The organism is Shimia litoralis (assembly GCF_005518135.1).
In the GTDB taxonomy this organism is placed as follows: domain Bacteria; phylum Pseudomonadota; class Alphaproteobacteria; order Rhodobacterales; family Rhodobacteraceae; genus Shimia_E; species Shimia_E litoralis.
On record NZ_SULI01000003.1, the window covers coordinates 188,398 to 203,202 of the forward strand.

Here is a 14,805-nt window from a genome sequence, read left to right on the forward strand (position 1 = left end):
GTGGTCCTGAGGCTCAGTCTTTGAGCGTCATCAGGAATGCGACCACATCTTCAATTTGTTGCGCGTTCAGCAACGGATCCAGGGCGCCTTCGGCAGCTTTGCCAGTATAAGCGTTTCCTGGACGCGTAAATCCATCGACCTTGTAATATGCTGGCATCACTGTGCCCTCAAAGGTCATTTTCGAGTTTGCAAGAATGCCGCGAAGCTGGGCTTCGGTCCAACGATCGCCAGCACCATCCAGCATGGGCCCAACTTCACCGTGGAACGGCGCATCATTTAGCGCAGTTACTTCATGGCAAGAAATGCAATTGCCCTTTTTCTTACTTTTCATGATCTCCGCGCCATTTGCCGCGTCGCCTGCCATTCCAGACAGCGATGCTTCCACAGCACCCTCATCATTAAAGGCCACATCCGCAGGGGCCACCGGCCCTGCCATTGCGGCGCCAGCAGCGAAAGACGCCACCAGTGTCAGTGTTGAAAGCTTCATGTTTCCTCCCTTGGCTACCATTGTCGGCTAGGTAAGCTCGGTATACCGTAGGCTACCGCGCATAGATAACGCAACAACAAATTCACGAAAATGAATTATTGCGATTGTTTGCCGCAAGCTTCTTTAATTTATCAATATTATGTATTTCCCGATCTTCGCGCAACTTACCGCAACAAAGGGCCTATCGGGTGTCTCCATCGTTACGCTCTCGAATCATGCGTGCGTGGTACCGTTGGAAGTCTTCTTCAGATTGGTCCAAATACCGCTTTTGCGCAACCCACGTCATCAGATCAAGCGTGGTGCCTGCCGAAAACGCCCCTGGCATCACGGCAACAGCCTGATGGGTCGCGGGTTTGGTGAAATCGACCTCGGGCGGCAAAAACACCATTGTTGGGGTAAACAAGACACCCCATTTGCGCGCAGCATTTTTTTCCGACAGGGCTTCACCGTCAGTATCAACCATTTCGGTATCGCCATGTAAATTGATCTGAACCGGATAATACACATCACTCAACAACTCGAGCACCCGTGCATCCATGAACGCGCCTTCGTGCATATCCTTGCAATACAGACAGCCGCGTTGCTCGACGATAAGCAGCAGCTGTTTGCCTTCTGCCTGCGCTTCTGCCTGATCTTCCTGAAGGTCCTTAAAAGTGTCCTGAAACCACGCCGCCTTGTGCAGGCCATCATCGCCAAGTTCGCTTGCCAAAACGGGCAGTGCAAATACAAGTGCCGCGAATGCCGTTAGTAACCGTATCATGTTCAGGTCCTCCTCAGGTGTGTATTCAGGATGTCCAGCTCCTGTCTGGGTGCAATACCGATGCCTGCGCCAGCCGACCTAGCATTTACCCTAACCCCATCAATCCGGGCATCCATTCAATCATCGCCGCCGCAATCAGGTTCACAGCGTTCGTGGCAATCAGAATAGCAAAAATCAGCAACATTGCACCCATGACCTTTTCCACAATCGGAAGATACCGACGGTTGCGCTGCATCCATGCAAGGAAGGGTTTGGCAAACAACGCCGCCACGATGAACGGTGCTGTCATCGAAATTCCATAAACCGCCAACAGCAAGCCGCCGCGCCAAAGGTCGCCCATGCCGCTGGCAATCATCAGGATCGAGGCCAGTGCCGGGCCAACGCAAGGTGTCCATCCGAACCCAAACGCCAAGCCCATCACATAGGCACCCACAATTGTCGTCGGCTCGGCGGAACTTTCCACGCGTGCCTCGCGATACAGCAAGGGAATGCGCAGAACACCCAAGAAATGCAGGCCAAAAATTGCCAAAACCATCGCAGCTACATAGCTGAGCGGTTCTTTCCATTGAGCAAAAGCTTGTCCAAGAGCAGTCGCCCCCAACCCCAATAAGACAAAGATTGTTGTCACACCCAACGCAAAGCAGATCGACGACAAAACCAGCCGCTTTTGCGCGCCTGGGGCGATCTTGCCATCACCCTGAAGTTCAGACATCGAGATGCCGGCCATGTAGCACAAATAGAACGGAACCATCGGAAGGATACAGGGCGTAAAGAATGACAACAGCCCCGCAAGAGCCGCCCCGGCAAACGACATATCCAACATGGCGGTCTCCTTGATTAATTCACATATTCAGATTACGTTGAGTGTAGTTCATACGTCAATCAGGTGTTTCATGCACATTCGCACTATACTGTCCGCCGCCGCAATCACGATTACGACCGCACTTCCGACTTGGGCTCTAGAGCTGGTGATGGTGGAACAGGCCGGGTGTTATACCTGCAAGCTCTGGAATGAAGAGATTGCCCCGATATACCCGAAGACCGAGGCGGGTGAATTTGCGCCCCTGCGTCGCGAGGAACTACGCCAAAAGCCCGACGATTTGACCTATGCGCGGCCAGTGAATTTTACACCAACCTTTATTCTGGTTGATGATGGTCAAGAACTGGCGCGACTCGAAGGGTATCCTGGCGAGGATTTCTTTTGGTGGCACATAGAGAACATGTTGACTGAAAACGCTGGTTTTGAAGGAGCCAAACGATGAAATATGCCCTAACTTTGGCCGCTGCCTTGGTCTCATCGACGGCATTTGCCGATGAAGACACACCCTTTGTGTCCTTTCAAACGCTCAAGCCCGAAGTCGCACTTGAAATGGCGACGACAGCCATGGTTGCTTGCCGCGACGCAGGATACCAGGTTGGGGTCACTGTCGTGGATCGCTTTGGTATTCCACAGATTTTTGTGCGCGACCGCTTCGCCGGAGCACATGTTTACGAAACCGCCGAACGCAAAGCATGGACAGCCGTCAGCTTTCGCACATCGACCCTTGAATTGGATAAAACCACCCAACCGGGGGAACTGGCCTATGGGATACGCTTCTTGGATGATGCGCTGCCCTTAGGGGGCGGCTTGCCAGTGTTTAACGGCGAAGGTTCCATTGTGGCGGGGATTGGTGTATCTGGCGCCCCGGGGCCTGATCTTGACGAAGAATGCGCCCAAGCGGGCATCGCGGCAGTTGAGGACCAAATCGCCTTTTGACGCCGCAAAGACGCCGTGCTGTACAGGGCGAAGAGCGAGAACGAGGGGAACATCATATGGCACTTCCGGTTTTTTCGGATGACATATCAGATGCGGAAATGGATCAAATGGTGGATAACGCCACCACTGCATCCAATTTCCTAAAAGCCATCAGCCACGAAGGTCGGCTCATGATCCTGTGCCATTTGGTATCGGGCGAAAAATCGGTGACCGAGCTAGAGGATTTATTGTCCGCGCGGCAGGCCGCCGTGTCACAGCAACTGTCACGATTGCGCCTCGAAGGATTGGTCATACCTCGGCGCGACGGCAAGACTATTTATTATCGTTTGGCGGATCATCGTCCGCGCCGTATACTTGAAGTGGTCTACGATCTTTTTTGCGACGACAAAACCTGACACTCCACATTTTCTCAGGGCCGTCTCTCGCCAGATCAGGATTGGCACACCGGCTCGAACAGGGAGGATCCGGCCATGCTGGATATGATGGGAGACAGTAACCTTGCTGCCCTAATTGGGCTGTTTGGTGGCGTATTGCTTGGCCTCGCTGCCCGAGTGGGCCGATTTTGCACGCTCGGTGCGATTGAAGATTTACTGTATGGTGGATCGTCTACACGGATGAGAATGTGGATATTGGCCATCGCCACGGCCATTCTCGGATCATTTTCGCTGATTGGTTTGGGTCTGCTTGACCCAGGTGAATCCTTTTACTTCTCGATCAGATGGATGCCGCTTGCCACTGTGATTGGCGGACTCATGTTTGGCTATGGGATGGCCTTGGCTGGAAACTGTGGCTTTGGGGCCATCGCAAGACTTGGCGGCGGCGATCTGCGTAGCTTTGTTATTGTACTGGTCATGGGCGTCAGCGCCTATGTGGTGTTGGCTGGCCCACTTGCCCCTTTACGCAACTGGCTGTTTCCACAAATAGAAGTCACCAACACGGTCCCACCTGGAATTGCGCATTATCTCGCTGACATAATGGGGATTTCAGCGGTGCCTGTGGGCTTGAGCATCGGAACCTTAATGCTGATCGGTGCTTTGTGGTCAGTCGAATTACGCACGGATATCTCGGCAATATTCTGGTCTGTCGTGGTCGGCTTGGCTGTGGTGTCGGGCTGGGCAGGATCGCAATGGATCGCAACCAACGGATTTGACGGGTTGAACGTGGTGTCGCACAGCTTTTCCGCCCCCGTCGGCGAAACCATCCTCTACGCCATGAATGGATCTGTACGGCCCCTATCCTTTGCTGTTGGCTCTGTTGCGGGTGTCTGGATCGGAGCCTTTGCTGGATCCATGATCAAGGGGCACTTTCGCTGGGAGGCCTGCGAAGACCCCCGCGAATTACGCCGTCAAATTCTTGGGGCAATCATTATGGGGGCGGGCGCCATTCTGGCAATCGGCTGTACTGTCGGCCAAGGCATCACCGCCTTTTCTCTGTTGGCGATATCGGCTCCTGTTACCTTTTTGTCCATTTTTGCAGGTGCCGCCATTGGATTACGTCAGTTAATCGAAGGTTTCCAACCGGCTGAGTAATCCAAAGCACACTGATCCCTGTCCTGTACCCTAAGCAATAGGTTTGCCATGCGTTCTTTCGAAGACCTCTATGCAATTTCAGCGGCGCGTCACGGAGGCGTGGACACTTTCGAAGCGACCTTGACCAAGCCATTGCCTGACGCCGAAGTCGCGGCCATCCCCGAGGATCGCTGGTTGGCCATTATGACCAAATGCATCTTTCAGGCGGGCTTTAACTGGAAAGTGATCGAAGCCAAATGGGATGGTTTCGAAGAGACGTTTCAAGGGTTTAATATCGACTATTGCGCCTTTCTGCATGACGAAGACATGGACCGGTTGATGTCCAACACCGCGATCGTTCGAAATGGTCAAAAGCTACGTACGGTCATGGAAAATGCCCATTTCTTGCAACGGCTTCGCGAGAAAGGTGGGGCAAGCGCTGTTTTTGGCGGCTGGCCGTCGACGGATTACATCGGCCTCTTGGATATGTTGAAAAAAGACGGGGCCAGACTTGGCGGCGTATCGGGCCAGTATGCTATGCGATTTGCAGGGCGCGACGGATTTATCCTAAGCCGCGATGTCACAGCACGCCTTATTGCCGAGAACGTCATCGACAAGCCAGCGACCTCCAAATCCGCAATGCGCGCTGTGCAAGCTGCGTTTAACACATGGATGGAGGAATCCGGACGCGGCCTGACCGAAATCAGCCGCGTCTTGGCCTGTAGTCTTTAGCGCTGGATGCTCTCAAGATAGGCCAACAGAGCCGCCAGTGGGCGCGGCGTCGGCGTAAAGGTGTCAGGTGCGGTTTCAACAGGCACCAAATCCCCTTCAAGGAGGGTGCCGAATTCCGGCATGCCGTCTCCTGCAACACCGTCGCGGGTATATCCGTCGATCTGGCTCAGAACTTTGTTCACTGGAAAACTGCCGCCGTTGCGACGGGTTTCCTGCGTCAAATCCACTGGCTTGGGGCTCAAACCGGCGGCATTTTCACCGTTCCCGCGCCCGTCGGGTCCATGGCACATCGCACAATTTTCCGAATAAATTTTGGCGCCTTCGTCGGCATCTGGCATATCTTGGTTGATACATCCCGCGACCAGTAAAAACAGCCCGAGGGGCGCGATGTGGATGGGATTCACTGTTGCATTCCTTCCAAATAGGCGACCAGATCAGCAACAGCGCGGCTGGTCAAAATAGGTTGGCCAGACGCCGTCTTAAGCGCAGTATCGTCGCCTTCAAAAAAATCACCATAGACTGGCATCGGACTACCATGCGACACCAACGGGTCGCGTCCGTCAATGCGCTTCACGATACGTGCGACGGGAAACTCTCCGGCGTTGGTTTCGGTCAGCATCGTCAGGTCTGTAGGTTTGATGACCATCACACCGGACATAGGGCCATTTCCATCCAAATCGAGCCCGTGGCACGTCGCACAGTTCTCTAGATACAGTGCCTCGCCTTGCGCAACATCACCGACAGATGGCTGGGCCACCAAACAGGTTGCAACGACAGCTAGCGCGCTCATCCGCATATTCTTAGACATGGTATTCTCCTCGCTCTTGTGTCGCTAAATTTGGATGCTCTCGACGTACTCTACAATCGCTTGCAGGGTCTGCGGTGTTGCTTCATTTGCTCCGAAATCCGCAAACTCTGGCATGGCACCGCTGAAATGCTCGCCGCGTCCCGATCCAGTGATCACCTGTTCAACGCGCAGACGCGGAAAAGTTCCGCCGTTTTCACGCGTCAACCGGGTCAAATCTGGCGGAAGCTTAAGAAGCTGGTTGGCAAATTCACCATCCCCCTGCCCGCTCGCGCCATGACACATGACACAATGCTCGTTATACACCGACCGCCCCGCGCCAAAACTCTGAGAACACGCCACGAGCGTGCCCAAAGCCAAAAATCCTGCAACTCCCCATAGACTGCGCATAGCACATCCCTTTGTTTTACGACGGGTACTTGCCCTTGTGTGAATTCTTGCACACGGGCGACCTCTTTTCATTGATCCGTATCATACTGTTGATGACAACCCCTTGAACAGCGTCCATTCTAGGGTAATCAACTTTTCATTCTCAGAAGGTTACGCCATCATGTCACTCTCTCCACAACAGGCTCAGGACATCTTCTCCGAGAATTTTGCCCCATGGATTCAAGCCCTTGGCCTGACCATCACCGATATCTCTAATTCAGGTGCAACATTGATGATGCCAATCACACCAGATTTGGCACGTGTTGGTGGCATTGTCTGCGGACAAGCCTTGGCATCGATGGCCGACACGGCAATGGTGTTTGCCGCTTTTGGTCATCTGCAAGCTGCACATCCCGTCGCAACCACAAATTTGGATACCCAATTCTTGCGCCCAGCCACCGGCGAAGCCGTCCGTTGTGACGCAGAAATTGTACGGGCTGGCAAAGCCCTGATGTTTGCACGCGCAACCATGGTGGCAATGCCGTCCGAGAAAATCGTCGCCACGGCAACAGCAACGTTTTACATCCCTCCGAAATAACCACCTAGCACCAGATCAAAAGACCTTGTCGCTATACCGCCACCAAGACCCCATCCTGCAGGCGCAACACACGGTCCATTTTCGCGGCAAGCTCCATGTTATGGGTCGCAATCACAGCCGACAGGCCGGTGCCCTTCACAAGGTCCATCAACGCGGTGAACACTTGGTCTGAAGTGGCCGGATCAAGGTTTCCGGTTGGTTCATCTGCAAGCAAGAGCTTGGGCGCGTTGGCCAGCGCCCGACAGAATGCCACCCGTTGCTGTTCACCACCAGATAACGCAGCCGGACGATGATCTGCCCGATGATCCACGCCGACCCGCGCCAACAAATCTTGGGCGCGCGAGGTGGCCTGATTTTGGGATACACCGTTCGCCAGCTGCGGTAACACAATATTCTCCAGCGCGCTGAACTCTGGCAGCAAATGGTGAAACTGATACACGAACCCAACATCGCGACGCCGCGCCACTGTGCGCTTGCGGTCGGATTTTCCCGTCAGGATCTGTCCGTCAATCTCGACCTGTCCCGCGTCGGGCGCATCCAACAATCCCGCCACATGCAGCAACGTTGACTTGCCTGCTCCTGACGGGGCCACCAGCGCGACCGTTTCTCCTTGCGATAACGTCAAATCCACGCCGCGCAAGACATCAACCTCGCCCGCTAACCCTTTTTTATAGGTCTTGCTCACCTGCTTCAGGCGCAACACAACATCACTCATAGCGCAGGGCCTCCACTGGGTTCATCCGTGCCGCACGCCGCGCCGGAAAAATGGTCACAACAAACGATAACCCCAACGACAGCATCACAGCACTCATGACATCGGCCAGTTCAAGTTTGGCTGGCAAATGATAAATACCACGAATGGACGGGTCCCAGACTCCGCCCCCCATCACCATGTTCACAAAGGAAAACACCGGATCGATATAGATCGCAAACAGGCAGCCAAGCGCCACACCCAAAACCGTGCCAAGCACCCCCGTGAACGCACCGCAGATGAAAAACACACGCAGGACAGACCCCTCGGTCAGACCCATTGTGCGCAGAATTCCGATGTCGCGCCCCTTGTTCTTCACCAGCATAATCAAACCAGACACAATGTTCATCGCAGCGATCAGCACAAGGATCGACAGGATGATAAACATCACGTTGTCTTCGACCTCAAGCGCGCGCAAAAATCCACCCGACGCATCTCGCCATGTCCACAACAAGGTGCGCTCTCCGCCTGCGCGCAGCAGGTCCAGCGCCATGTCGTCCACGGCATCTGGTTCGGTCACCATGACTTCAATTTCGTCGGCGACGCCGTCTCTGTTAAAAAACGATTGTGCTTCGGCGAACGGTAAATAGACGCGTGTGCGGTCGATATCGTACCGCCCCGCCGAAAACACATAGACCACCTCATAGGCATTGATGCGCGGTGATGTGCCAAACGCTGTTTTGACGCCATTCGGGGAAATGATCTTGATCTTGTCGCCCACAACGGCGCCCAGTTCCCGGGCGACGCCGGATCCGATTGCAATCCCGTTGCCAAAATCGTCGATATTGCCACGCCCTGTCTCCGGGTTCGCGATACGCGGCAATTCCTTAAGATTCTCTTGATGAATGCCAAAGACTTCGACGCCAGCGTTCCGACTGCGCAGATTGGCCATAACCTGCCCTTTGACCAATGGGGCCGTGCGGATCACACCGTCCACATCCGCCAGACGCAGCGCAAGCTCTTGATAGTCCGAAATTGTGCGATCAATCTGGCCCTGCGCATTCACGGCCCCAGATTTATAGACCGTCACATGCGCATTCGCCCCCAGAATGGTATCGACAAACTCTGCACGAAACCCAGAGCGCACCGCCAGTGTCGCAATCAAAGCGAAAACCGCCAGCGTAATGCCGACCAAGCTGATCCAGGTCATGACACTGACACCGCCCTCGGCGCGGCGGGCGCGCAAGTATCGCCACGCGATCATCCATTCAAAGGCGGCAAACGGGGGTGGGTTCGTGGCCATTTCGGGTCCTGCTCGTTTTCTTTCGCGCAGAGTGCGGCGAGACGTGCGCAGCGTCAAGGCACAGCCCAGCGCACGCTTGGGCCGAATGCTGCTTAAGTGCGCCGTAATCCGCCGTTTTTCAACGACCCAAACCCAGAGCACCCACCAAGGGCCTTTGATACTTCAAAGGCCCTTTAGCGACGTTTAGATATTGGCGTAGATTTTTGCGATCTTCTCGATGGCCTGCTCTGGCGGCAGCTCTTCGCTTTCGCCAGTACGGCGACAGGTCACCTCGACAACGCCATTTTTCAGGCCGCGTGGCCCAACCGTGATGCGCCAAGGCAAACCAATCAAATCCATGGTGGCAAATTTTCCACCAGCGCGTTCTTTGCGATCGTCATACAATGGCTCAAGACCCAACGCAGTGAGCGACTTGTACAATGCGCTACACGCAGCATCAGCCTCGTCGTCACCCTGCTTGAGGTTCACGATACCGCAATGGAACGGCGTCACGCCTTCGGGCCAGATGATACCCTTGTCGTCATGGCTGGCTTCAATGATGGCCCCCAACAGGCGCGACACACCGATACCGTGGCTGCCCATATGCACTGGCACAGGTTTGCCATCCGGCCCCTGAACAGTTGCCCCCATGGCTTCGGAGTATTTGGTGCCAAAATAGAAAATTTGACCAACTTCGATCCCGCGCGCGGTACGTCGGCGATCTTCTGGAACCGCATCAAACAAGGCCTGATCATGGGTTTCGTCCGTGCGGGCATATTTGCTGGTGAATTCTTCAAGCACAGCCTGACATTGCGCGACATCATCGTAATCGATCTCGCGGTCGCCAAACGTCAGGTCGGTGACTGCGCTGTCATAAAACACTTCGGACTCGCCAGTGTCGGCCAGCACAAGAAATTCATGCGTGTCATCGCCGCCAATCGGACCAGAGTCGGCACGCATTGGGATCGCCTGAAGGCCCATACGCTCATAGGTGCGCAAATAGCTGACCAGATGGCGGTTATAGGCATGCAATGCATCTTCTTTGGTCAGATCAAAGTTGTAACCGTCTTTCATATAGAATTCACGGCCGCGCATCACACCAAACCGTGGCCGGATTTCATCGCGGAACTTCCATTGAATCTGGTACATCGTCAAAGGCAGATCTTTATAGCTGCCAACATGGCTGCGGAAAATATCGGTGATCAACTCTTCTGCAGTGGGCGTAAACAACATATCACGGCCATGACGGTCCTGCATGCGCAGCATTTCTTCGCCATAATCATCATACCGACCAGATTCGCGCCACAAATCCGCCGACTGCAAAATCGGCATCTGCATCGCGATGTGACCTGCGCGGGCTTGTTCCTCGTGAACGATATTTTCGAGCTTGCGCAGCACCTTAAAGCCCATCGGCAACCACGAATAAATTCCAGCGGCTGATTGCTTAATCATCCCCGCACGCAGCATCAAACGATGGCTGACAATTTGGGCCTCGGAAGGGTTTTCTTTTAGGACTGGCAGAAAATAGCGGGACAGGCGCATATTCGCTCCTTGAGCTTTTAAATAAGAGTTGCGCCCCGTTTATGGGTTTGCGCCTTGCCAGACAAGGGCAAGGCCACATTTCCCACAACAAAGACCACCCAAGCAGATACCCGCCCCACCGCAACGGGCCTTACTGTGCCGCTTGAATGACCTACGTGCCCTTGCAACGCCGCACAGCATGAGCGATGTCTAAGGAAATTGATGTATCGAGGTCCTCATGGCTCTGCCTGTCAAAGTACAATTGAAATATTGGGGTTTTGTCGCCATCGCGCTTATTTTGACGCTGTGGTTCTTAGGCGACATTATCTTGCCCTTTGTCTTGGGCGGTGCTGTCGCCTATTTTCTGGACCCTGTTGCGGATCGGCTCGAGCGCCTTGGCATGTCACGGGTTATGGCAACTGTGGTTATCACGCTGTTCAACGTCGTGATATTTGTCGTGATGGTGCTTGCCGTCATTCCGACTTTGGTGGAACAAACAATTGCATTGTTCAATGCTGCCCCCGAAGTCATGCGAGAGCTCAGGGCCTTTTTGACCCAGCGCTTCCCCGACTTACTTCGGGAGAATTCTGTCATACAGCAAACGTTGCTCAGCATCGGCGAGATGATCAAAGAACGCGGCGGTCAGGTCCTGTCTGGTGTGCTGTCATCTGCCGTCTCTTTGCTAAATGTTGCGATGCTGCTGGTCATTGTTCCGGTCGTTGCATTTTACTTGCTTTTGGACTGGGATCGTATGGTTGCCAAAGTCGATGGTCTGTTGCCGCGCGACCATGCCAAAGTGGTTCGCAAGCTCGCAAGCGAAATTGACCACACCTTGGCATCGTTCATTCGCGGTATGGGGTCTGTCTGTGCCATTCTTGGGACATATTACGCTGTGTCGCTCATGCTGGTCGGGCTACAATTTGGCCTTGTCGTCGGGTTCTTTGCGGGCCTCGTTACGTTTATTCCGTATGTCGGCGCATTGCTGGGCGGCGCGCTGGCGATCGGGTTGGGGTTGTTCCAATTCTGGGGCGACTGGTGGTCGCTTGGCCTTGTGGCAGGTGTGTTTGTGTTTGGTCAAATCATCGAAGGCAATGTCCTGACGCCCAAACTGGTCGGTAGCTCGGTTGGCTTGCACCCTGTGTGGTTGATCTTTGCACTCTCTGTATTTGGCAGCTTGTTCGGCTTTGTCGGGATGCTTGTCGCGGTTCCGCTGGCGGCCGTCATCGGCGTCTTGACCCGATTTGTCATCCAGCAGTACACGTCGTCGAAGATGTACACCGGCCACGACCAGCCCACCGACATCTGACATGCACAAGCAACTGAACCTTACCCTTCCGTTCCGAACGGCGTTGGGCCGCGATGATTTCTTTGTCAGCCCGGCAAATGCGATGGCAATCGGGCTTATCGACAGTTGGCCCAACTGGCCAAGTGGCAAGCTTGTGCTGGCCGGAGCCGCCGGATCAGGAAAAACCCATCTTGTGCATGTGTGGGCCACCGTCAGCCAAGCCAAAATCATCCCAGCCACAGACCTGGTTGATGCTGACATTCCATTCTTGGCGCAGGGGCCCGTCGCCGTAGAAGACGTGCACGCCATCAGAGGCGACCTTGCGGCCCAAAAAGCGCTGTTTCACTTGCACAACCTGACACTGGCCGAAGGAAATACCCTTTTGCTGACGGGCGCTGCTGATCCCAAACACTGGGCACTTGAACTGCCCGATCTCATGAGCCGCATGCAAGGCACCACCGTTGCCACATTGGATCAACCGGATGACATGTTGCTGTCGGTGGTCATGGCCAAATTGTTTAATGATCGCCAGTTGATGCCGTCGCTTGATACCATTCCCTATTTGGTCAAGCACATGGATCGGTCCTTTGAAACGGCGCAATCCTTAGTTGCGCGACTTGACTCCCTGTCGATGTCAGAAAAACGGCCCGTCACACGTGCATTGGCCAAAAGAGTTCTGCAAGACACGCTGTGATCCCGTCTCCTTCTGATCGCGAATATGGACTTCCGGCCAGAACAGGCAGATACTGTCATTTCCCCGTTACTAGGTGCTGGCATACGTAACCCATGACTTACGCAGACTTTCTAAAATCCGACTTCGCCACTCCCGTTGATCTACCTGATCTGGACACCAAAGGTCCGGGGCGTTTTTACAACCGCGAGTTAAGCTGGCTTGCCTTCAACTGGCGCGTTTTGGAAGAGGCCAGCAATCCGCGCGTCCCTTTGTTGGAACGTCTGCGCTTTCTGTCTATTTCGGCAACAAACCTTGATGAATTTTACACGGTCCGTGTTGCGGGATTGCGCGAACTTGTCCGTGAAAACCACAACACGCCCGGACAAGATGGCCTGACCCCTGCCGAACAGCTTGTCTTGATCAACGACGACGCGCGCGCGCTGCTCCAAGAACAGCAACGCATGTACAGCGTACTGCGTGCCAAGATGGAAGATGAAAACATCACCATCCTTGACCACAAATCATTGACCCAAGACGACAAAGATTTTCTGGCTGACATATTTCTGAACAACGTCTTTCCGGTGCTGTCTCCGCTGGCCATCGATCCCGCACACCCCTTCCCGTTTATCCCCAACACGGGCTATTCGCTCGCACTTCAGCTTGAGCGCAACAAAACCAAGAGTTCCTTGCAGGCCCTGCTGCCGATTCCACACCAGATTGATCGCTTTATTTTCTTGCCAGCCCCGGATGGGATGACCCGCGCACTTCCGCTTGAGGAATTATTGCTGCTACATCTCGACAGTCTTTTCCCCGGTTACAAAGCCAAAGGGCATTGTACCTTTCGGGTGTTGCGCGACAGTGACCTTGAAGTCGAAGACGAGGCCGAAGACCTTGTGCGCGAATTCGAAGTCGCGCTGAAACGGCGGCGGCGTGGCGAAGTCGTGCGCATGAAAATCTCGGCGGATGCACCGGCAGGTCTGCGCAAACTCATCAAGCAAGAATTGCATGTAACCGAAGACGAGGTGGTTGAAACAGAAGGCATGATCGGGTTGGCCGACCTCAAAGAGTTGGTGCTCGACGAACGGCCCGATTTGTTGTGGCAGACCTTTGTACCGCGTGTCCCCGAACGCGTTCAGGATCATGATGGCGACATGTTTGCGGCCATAAGCCAAAAAGACATGCTGCTGCATCACCCTTATGAAACCTTTGATATGGTTGTCAGGTTCCTGCAACAAGCCGCGCGCGATCCAAACGTGGTTGCGATCAAACAGACACTGTATCGCACATCCAAGAATTCCCCCATCGTCAGCGCGCTGTGCGAGGCGGCCGAAGATGGAAAATCTGTAACGGCGCTGGTCGAGCTTAAGGCACGCTTTGACGAAGCTGCCAATATCCGGCAATCGCGGCGCTTGGAACGCGCAGGCGCCCACGTGGTCTATGGATTTCTGGATCTCAAAACGCACGCCAAGATTTCGACTGTGGTCCGCCGCGAAGGCGATAAACTTGTGACCTATACCCACTATGGCACAGGAAACTATCACCCGATCACGGCCAAAATTTACACCGACCTCAGCTTGTTCACCTGTGACACCGATCTGGGGCGGGATGCGACAAAAGTCTTCAACTTTTTGTCTGGTTACGTAGAGCCAGAACGCTTGGACAATCTTGCGATTTCCCCGATCAGCCTTAAGCGCCGCCTATTAGAGAGAATTGCTGCAGAAGCCGATCACGCCCGCGCGGGAAAACCCGCTGAAATCTGGGCCAAGATGAATTCGCTCATTGACCCCGAAGTCATTGACGCCCTCTATGCCGCATCTCAGGCAGGTGTGAAAATCAGCCTTGTGATCCGCGGGATTTGCGGTCTGCGACCTGGCATTGCCGGACTGTCCGAGAACATTCGGGTGAAATCTATTGTCGGGCGTTTTCTGGAACACTCGCGCATCGTTTGCTTTGGCAACGGATTTGGTTTGCCCCACAAAAAGGCACGGGTTTTCATCTCGTCTGCTGACTGGATGGGGCGGAACCTAAACAGACGTGTCGAAACTCTGGTGGAAATTCTGAACCCCACCGTCAAAGCCCAGATCGTCAGTCAGGTCATGGCCGCGAATCTTGCCGATGTCGCCCAAAGTTGGGTGATGGCGCCAGATGGGTCCTTCACACGCACGCCGACACCAGAGGGTGAATTTGCGTTCAATTGCCACAGGTTCTTTATGGAAAACCCTTCCCTGTCTGGTCGTGGCTCTGCCGGCGCAGCCGATGTGCCGAAATTGACCCACACCGAAGATTGACCCCGCGCGACCGCTATCGCACATTAATCCAAAGACGATCTTGGGACAAA

Annotated in this window: 18 protein-coding genes; 9 read left to right on the top strand and 9 right to left on the bottom strand. The window is 54.4% G+C overall.

All coding sequences use genetic code 11. The annotated features are described in order from the left end of the window. Nucleotides 1-13: 13 nt before the first annotated feature. The 3 genes from soxX to FAP39_RS04380 form a co-directional block, all read right to left on the bottom strand. Nucleotides 14-487, bottom strand: a complete 474-nt coding sequence (gene soxX / locus FAP39_RS04370; protein ID WP_138015166.1) for a sulfur oxidation c-type cytochrome SoxX — start codon at nucleotides 485-487, stop codon at nucleotides 14-16. Nucleotides 488-668: 181 nt separating this feature from the next. Continuing rightward, nucleotides 669-1,247 carry a thioredoxin family protein gene (locus FAP39_RS04375; protein WP_138015167.1) on the bottom strand — a complete coding sequence of 193 codons (579 nt, stop codon included), beginning with the start codon at nucleotides 1,245-1,247 and terminating at the stop codon, nucleotides 669-671. 85 nt (nucleotides 1,248-1,332) lie between these two features. Beyond that, nucleotides 1,333-2,070 (bottom strand): cytochrome c biogenesis CcdA family protein, encoded by a 738-nt coding sequence (locus FAP39_RS04380; protein ID WP_138015168.1) that lies wholly within the window; start codon nucleotides 2,068-2,070, stop codon nucleotides 1,333-1,335. 70 nt (nucleotides 2,071-2,140) lie between these two features. Between FAP39_RS04380 and FAP39_RS04385 the strand changes: the two genes are divergently transcribed. The 5 genes from FAP39_RS04385 to FAP39_RS04405 all read left to right on the top strand — a co-directional run bounded on the left by FAP39_RS04385 (nucleotide 2,141) and on the right by FAP39_RS04405 (nucleotide 5,243). Beyond that, entirely contained in the window at nucleotides 2,141-2,509 is a 369-nt protein-coding gene (locus FAP39_RS04385) for a thioredoxin domain-containing protein (RefSeq protein WP_138015169.1), read from the top strand. Beyond that, nucleotides 2,506-3,003 carry a GlcG/HbpS family heme-binding protein gene (locus FAP39_RS04390; RefSeq protein ID WP_138015170.1) on the top strand — a complete coding sequence of 166 codons (498 nt, stop codon included), beginning with the start codon at nucleotides 2,506-2,508 and terminating at the stop codon, nucleotides 3,001-3,003. The genes FAP39_RS04385 and FAP39_RS04390 overlap by 4 nt, the downstream gene beginning before the upstream one ends. A 56-nt stretch (nucleotides 3,004-3,059) precedes the next feature. Continuing rightward, nucleotides 3,060-3,398 (top strand): ArsR/SmtB family transcription factor, encoded by a 339-nt coding sequence (locus FAP39_RS04395; protein ID WP_138015171.1) that lies wholly within the window; start codon nucleotides 3,060-3,062, stop codon nucleotides 3,396-3,398. Between the two features lie 75 nt (nucleotides 3,399-3,473). Beyond that, nucleotides 3,474-4,532: a YeeE/YedE family protein gene (locus FAP39_RS04400; protein ID WP_138015172.1), complete on the top strand. Its 1,059-nt coding sequence runs from the start codon at nucleotides 3,474-3,476 to the stop codon at nucleotides 4,530-4,532. A 48-nt stretch (nucleotides 4,533-4,580) separates the two neighbouring features. Continuing rightward, a complete protein-coding gene (locus FAP39_RS04405; RefSeq protein WP_138015173.1) occupies nucleotides 4,581-5,243 on the top strand; it encodes a DNA-3-methyladenine glycosylase I in 663 nt (220 codons plus the stop codon). Here the strand turns inward: FAP39_RS04405 and FAP39_RS04410 are convergent. The 3 genes from FAP39_RS04410 to FAP39_RS04420 are packed head-to-tail and all read right to left on the bottom strand — an operon-like array spanning nucleotide 5,240 to nucleotide 6,438. Beyond that, on the bottom strand, nucleotides 5,240-5,647 hold the full coding sequence (locus FAP39_RS04410) for a c-type cytochrome (protein ID WP_246058930.1): 408 nt from the start codon (nucleotides 5,645-5,647) through the stop codon (nucleotides 5,240-5,242). The two genes, FAP39_RS04405 and FAP39_RS04410, sit on opposite strands and share 4 nt — an antisense overlap. Then, nucleotides 5,644-6,051 carry a c-type cytochrome gene (locus FAP39_RS04415; protein ID WP_246058932.1) on the bottom strand — a complete coding sequence of 136 codons (408 nt, stop codon included), beginning with the start codon at nucleotides 6,049-6,051 and terminating at the stop codon, nucleotides 5,644-5,646. The genes FAP39_RS04410 and FAP39_RS04415 overlap by 4 nt, the downstream gene beginning before the upstream one ends. A 24-nt stretch (nucleotides 6,052-6,075) precedes the next feature. Continuing rightward, nucleotides 6,076-6,438 (bottom strand): c-type cytochrome, encoded by a 363-nt coding sequence (locus FAP39_RS04420; protein WP_138015174.1) that lies wholly within the window; start codon nucleotides 6,436-6,438, stop codon nucleotides 6,076-6,078. A gap of 160 nt (nucleotides 6,439-6,598) precedes the next feature. Here FAP39_RS04420 and FAP39_RS04425 point away from each other — a divergent pair, with 160 nt between their 5' ends. Then, entirely contained in the window at nucleotides 6,599-7,015 is a 417-nt protein-coding gene (locus FAP39_RS04425; protein ID WP_138015175.1) for a PaaI family thioesterase, read from the top strand. Nucleotides 7,016-7,046: 31 nt separating this feature from the next. On the opposite strand, the gene FAP39_RS04430 is transcribed toward FAP39_RS04425, so the two are convergent. The 3 genes from FAP39_RS04430 to proS form a co-directional block, all read right to left on the bottom strand. Further along, on the bottom strand, nucleotides 7,047-7,730 hold the full coding sequence (locus FAP39_RS04430; RefSeq protein ID WP_138015176.1) for an ABC transporter ATP-binding protein: 684 nt from the start codon (nucleotides 7,728-7,730) through the stop codon (nucleotides 7,047-7,049). Beyond that, the gene (locus FAP39_RS04435) at nucleotides 7,723-9,009 is read right to left on the bottom strand and encodes a lipoprotein-releasing ABC transporter permease subunit (RefSeq protein WP_138015177.1); all 1,287 of its coding nucleotides are present in this window, start codon (nucleotides 9,007-9,009) and stop codon (nucleotides 7,723-7,725) included. The genes FAP39_RS04430 and FAP39_RS04435 overlap by 8 nt, the downstream gene beginning before the upstream one ends. Before the next feature lie 183 nt (nucleotides 9,010-9,192). After that, nucleotides 9,193-10,530, bottom strand: coding sequence for a proline--tRNA ligase (gene proS, locus FAP39_RS04440; protein ID WP_138015178.1), 1,338 nt, complete (start codon nucleotides 10,528-10,530; stop codon nucleotides 9,193-9,195). Between the two features lie 217 nt (nucleotides 10,531-10,747). On the opposite strand from proS, the gene FAP39_RS04445 reads away from it, so the two are divergent. The 3 genes from FAP39_RS04445 to FAP39_RS04455 all read left to right on the top strand — a co-directional run bounded on the left by FAP39_RS04445 (nucleotide 10,748) and on the right by FAP39_RS04455 (nucleotide 14,755). Next, entirely contained in the window at nucleotides 10,748-11,815 is a 1,068-nt protein-coding gene (locus FAP39_RS04445; RefSeq protein ID WP_138015179.1) for an AI-2E family transporter, read from the top strand. 1 nt (nucleotide 11,816) lies between these two features. After that, nucleotides 11,817-12,488, top strand: coding sequence for a P-loop NTPase family protein (locus FAP39_RS04450; RefSeq protein ID WP_138015180.1), 672 nt, complete (start codon nucleotides 11,817-11,819; stop codon nucleotides 12,486-12,488). 92 nt (nucleotides 12,489-12,580) lie between these two features. Continuing rightward, a complete protein-coding gene (locus tag FAP39_RS04455) occupies nucleotides 12,581-14,755 on the top strand; it encodes an RNA degradosome polyphosphate kinase (RefSeq protein ID WP_138015181.1) in 2,175 nt (724 codons plus the stop codon). The last annotated feature ends 50 nt before the right edge of the window (nucleotides 14,756-14,805 follow it).

What these genes read in the sequence shown, in the direction of transcription:
- soxX (WP_138015166.1), bottom strand. Translation starts at nt 487, where the DNA reads ATGAAGCTTTCAACACTGACACTGGTGGCGTCTTTCGCTGCTGGCGCC.
- FAP39_RS04375 (WP_138015167.1), bottom strand. Translation starts at nt 1,247, where the DNA reads ATGATACGGTTACTAACGGCATTCGCGGCACTTGTATTTGCACTGCCC.
- FAP39_RS04380 (WP_138015168.1), bottom strand. Translation starts at nt 2,070, where the DNA reads ATGTTGGATATGTCGTTTGCCGGGGCGGCTCTTGCGGGGCTGTTGTCA.
- FAP39_RS04385 (WP_138015169.1), top strand. Translation starts at nt 2,141, where the DNA reads ATGCACATTCGCACTATACTGTCCGCCGCCGCAATCACGATTACGACC.
- FAP39_RS04390 (WP_138015170.1), top strand. Translation starts at nt 2,506, where the DNA reads ATGAAATATGCCCTAACTTTGGCCGCTGCCTTGGTCTCATCGACGGCA.
- FAP39_RS04395 (WP_138015171.1), top strand. Translation starts at nt 3,060, where the DNA reads ATGGCACTTCCGGTTTTTTCGGATGACATATCAGATGCGGAAATGGAT.
- FAP39_RS04400 (WP_138015172.1), top strand. Translation starts at nt 3,474, where the DNA reads ATGCTGGATATGATGGGAGACAGTAACCTTGCTGCCCTAATTGGGCTG.
- FAP39_RS04405 (WP_138015173.1), top strand. Translation starts at nt 4,581, where the DNA reads ATGCGTTCTTTCGAAGACCTCTATGCAATTTCAGCGGCGCGTCACGGA.
- FAP39_RS04415 (WP_246058932.1), bottom strand. Translation starts at nt 6,051, where the DNA reads ATGTCTAAGAATATGCGGATGAGCGCGCTAGCTGTCGTTGCAACCTGT.
- FAP39_RS04420 (WP_138015174.1), bottom strand. Translation starts at nt 6,438, where the DNA reads ATGCGCAGTCTATGGGGAGTTGCAGGATTTTTGGCTTTGGGCACGCTC.
- FAP39_RS04425 (WP_138015175.1), top strand. Translation starts at nt 6,599, where the DNA reads ATGTCACTCTCTCCACAACAGGCTCAGGACATCTTCTCCGAGAATTTT.
- FAP39_RS04430 (WP_138015176.1), bottom strand. Translation starts at nt 7,730, where the DNA reads ATGAGTGATGTTGTGTTGCGCCTGAAGCAGGTGAGCAAGACCTATAAA.
- FAP39_RS04435 (WP_138015177.1), bottom strand. Translation starts at nt 9,009, where the DNA reads ATGGCCACGAACCCACCCCCGTTTGCCGCCTTTGAATGGATGATCGCG.
- proS (WP_138015178.1), bottom strand. Translation starts at nt 10,530, where the DNA reads ATGCGCCTGTCCCGCTATTTTCTGCCAGTCCTAAAAGAAAACCCTTCC.
- FAP39_RS04445 (WP_138015179.1), top strand. Translation starts at nt 10,748, where the DNA reads ATGGCTCTGCCTGTCAAAGTACAATTGAAATATTGGGGTTTTGTCGCC.
- FAP39_RS04450 (WP_138015180.1), top strand. Translation starts at nt 11,817, where the DNA reads ATGCACAAGCAACTGAACCTTACCCTTCCGTTCCGAACGGCGTTGGGC.
- FAP39_RS04455 (WP_138015181.1), top strand. Translation starts at nt 12,581, where the DNA reads ATGACTTACGCAGACTTTCTAAAATCCGACTTCGCCACTCCCGTTGAT.